Here is a 3,064-nt window from a genome sequence, read left to right on the forward strand (position 1 = left end):
CCCCCGGGATCGACGTCGTCATCACCCACCCCACCAGCCCGGGCGTACCGCTCGATGAGCTGGTGGGCCATGCGGTCGACGACGCGGGCGACGTCGGCGGGCGAGAGGAGGGTGCCGGGAGTGCTGCCGGGTGGGGTGCTCCGGGCAGGATCGGACGAGCGGGCCATGAGGCCTCCTTCCCCGCCTCACGGGACGGGTCGTTAAAGGAGTGGTCGGACCGCCGACGACGGTACTGCACGCCCCCTCCGCGCCGACCGGCCCCCGGACGCGCCCGGGGGCGCGTCGCCCGCCTGCGCTTTCGCGCCGACCCCGCTGTTGCGATCCCCGCTTCGCACGTACGCTGCGTGACGAACAGCCCCGATCCGAGACGACGGACAGTGAGCAGACAGCGATGAGCACCGACTACTCACGGGCCCTCGGCGCCCGGCTCCGCGCGATCCGCAACCAGCAGGGCCTCTCCCTGCAGGGGGTGGAGGACAAGTCGCACGGCCGCTGGAAGGCGGTCGTCGTCGGCTCCTACGAACGCGGTGACCGGGCCGTGACCGTCCAGCGCCTCTCCGAGCTCGCGGTGTTCTACGGCGTGCCGGTGTCCGAGCTGCTGCCCGACCCGCGCCCCAGCTCCGCGGTGACCTCCACCAACAAGATCGTGCTGAACCTGGAGTCGCTGGGCTCGCTGCCCGCCGACGAGGCCGGCCCGCTGGCGCGCTACGCCTCGACCATCCAGGCGCAGCGCCACGACTACAACGGCAAGGTGCTGTCGATCCGCGCCGAGGACCTCAAGTCCCTGGCGATCATCTACGACATGAGCCCCGACGAGCTCACCTCGCGGCTGATCGAGTGGGGCGTGCTCTCCCCCGGCATGGAGGGCATCGTCAGCTCCGGCGGGGACGAGGAGCTCGAGGAGGACGTGGACGACACCTGGGGGGACCGCCGGCGCTCCCCGCGCTGATAGAAGGACCCCTGCCCCCGGCGCTCGCACCGGGTCCCTGCAGGGGGCCGTTCCATCGGTTCACCGGGGCCCCGGACACGCGCGGTGGGTGCTGTCGCCGGGGTCGCCGATGTGCCAGGGTGCGGCGACCCGGGCGCACGACCGGGAGGTGGGAGACCGGCGTGCCGGCGGTGCACATGGCGGGGGTCGCCAAGACCTACCGCGGGCGGGGCAGCCAGGTCCTCCGGGCGCTCGACGGCCTGGACATGACCGTCGACTCCGGCGGCGTGCACGGGCTGCTGGGACCCAACGGATCGGGCAAGACCACCTCCATCCGGATCCTCCTCGGCCTGGTGCGGCCCACCGCCGGTGACGTGCGGCTGCTCGACCGGCCGGTGCCCGACGACCTGCCCCGGGTGATCGGCGAGGTCGGCGCGCTGGTGGAGACGCCGCTGTTCTTCCCCGGCTTCACCGGCCGGCGCAACCTCCTGCTGCTCGCCGAGACCGCGGGGGTCCCCGCGGCGCGTGTCGAGGAGTGCCTGGAGCTGGTGGACCTGCGCGAGCGCGCCGACGAGCGGTTCACGGGCTACTCGCTCGGGATGAAGCAACGTCTCGGCATCGCCGCGGCGCTGCTCAAGGCGCCCCGCCTGCTCGTCCTGGACGAGCCGAGCAACGGGCTGGACCCGGCCGGCATCCGCGACGTCCGGGAGCTGATCCGGCGGCTGGGGTCCGGCGGCCGGACGACGGTGCTGCTCTCCTCCCACCTGCTCCCGGAGATCCAGCAGGTCTGCGACTCGGTGACCATCCTCGCCCGGGGCCGCCAGGTGGCCGCCGGGCCGGTCTCCTCCGTCCTGGACCGGGCCGGCACCGGCGACGTCCGGGTCGCGGTGCCCGACCCGGCCGCCGCCGCCGCGGTGCTGCACGGCGCCGGCTTCTCCGTCTCCCCCGCACCCGACGGGCAGATCCTCGTGCACGGCGCCCCCGCCCCCGGCGAGATCACCCGGGTGCTGGCCGGCCACGGCCACTACGTCGAGGAGCTGGTCCGCGTGACCCCCGACCTGGAGAGCGCCTTCCTCGCGATCACCGGGGATCGGGCGTGAGCGCGGCGACCGAGCAGCCGACGACCACCCCGGGCCCGGCCGCCAACCGGGCGCGGGGCAGCCTGTTCCGCGCCGAGGTGCTCCGGTTCACCTCGCGCCGGTTCATCCAGGTGCTGCTCGGCCTGGCACTCCTCGGCTGGCTCGGCGCCGTCGTCATCGGGCTGCTGAACTTCGGCGAGCCGAGCGACGCCGACCTCGCCACCGCGACCCAGCAACGCGACCAGTTCCTCGCCGCCGAGCAGGAGTTCCGGCAGGTCTGCGAGCAGGACGCCGAGCAGGCCGGACAGCCCGTCGACCAGTTCTGCGGCCCGGCGCTGACCGCCTCCGACGTCCCGGTCCAGGACTTCCTCACCACGGCCCCGTTCGACCTCGCCTCGGCCGGCGAGCCCGGGGCCATCGGCTTCGCCGCCGCCGCCGCGGTCCTCGCCTTCCTGGTCGGCGCCACCTGGATCGGGGCCGAGTGGTCCACCCGCACGATCGTCGCCCTGCTGTTCTGGGTGCCCCGCCGGCTGAAGGTCATCGGCACCAAGGCCGCCGTCCTCGCCCTCGCCGCGCTGGGCCTGGGCGTCCTCGCGCAGCTCGGCTGGCTGGCGATGGCGTGGGTGCTCGACGCGCTCGTGGGCACCGACGACCCGCTCCCGGACGGCTTCTGGTCCGGGCTGCTGGCGGTGCAGGCCCGCGGCGTCCTGCTCGCGGTGCTGGTCGGGCTGATCGGCTTCGGCCTGGCCAACCTGACCCGCAACACCGGGGCGGCGCTGGGCGTGGCGTTCGTCTACTTCGCCGTGGTGGAGAACGCGCTGCGCATCTGGGACCCGATGGTCGACCGGTGGCTGGTGGTCTCCAACTCGGTCGCGCTCGTCGCCCCCGGCGGGTTCCGGGTGTTCGACCACAGCGAGTCCAGCAGCAGCGGCGAGCCCCCGTCCTACCTGCTCACCAACCTGCACGGCGGGCTGGTGGTGACCGCTTTCGCCGCGGTGGTCGTCGGGGCCGGGGTCTGGCTCTTCGTCCGGCGCGAACGTGCTGGTCGGCATGAGCG

At 74.1% G+C, this 3,064-nt stretch carries 3 protein-coding genes; all 3 read left to right on the forward strand.

All coding sequences use genetic code 11. The features are described from left to right. Positions 1–391: 391 nt before the first annotated feature. Entirely contained in the window at positions 392–949 is a 558-nt protein-coding gene (locus tag E9565_RS21665; RefSeq protein ID WP_236826876.1) for a transcriptional regulator, read from the forward strand. 161 nt (positions 950–1,110) lie between these two features. Then, a complete protein-coding gene (locus E9565_RS21670) occupies positions 1,111–2,028 on the forward strand; it encodes an ABC transporter ATP-binding protein (protein WP_236836702.1) in 918 nt (305 codons plus the stop codon). After that, the coding region (locus E9565_RS21675; protein ID WP_236836703.1) for a hypothetical protein at positions 2,025–3,064 on the forward strand (1,040 nt) is incomplete at its 3' end. The genes E9565_RS21670 and E9565_RS21675, both read left to right, overlap by 4 nt.

The sequence above is a fragment of the Blastococcus sp. KM273129 genome, from assembly GCF_021698995.1.
Lineage (GTDB): Bacteria > Actinomycetota > Actinomycetes > Mycobacteriales > Geodermatophilaceae > Blastococcus.

Bases quoted from the DNA above. Each gene is read 5' to 3' on its own strand.
- E9565_RS21665 (WP_236826876.1), top strand. From the start codon at position 392: ATGAGCACCGACTACTCACGGGCCCTCGGCGCCCGGCTCCGCGCGATC.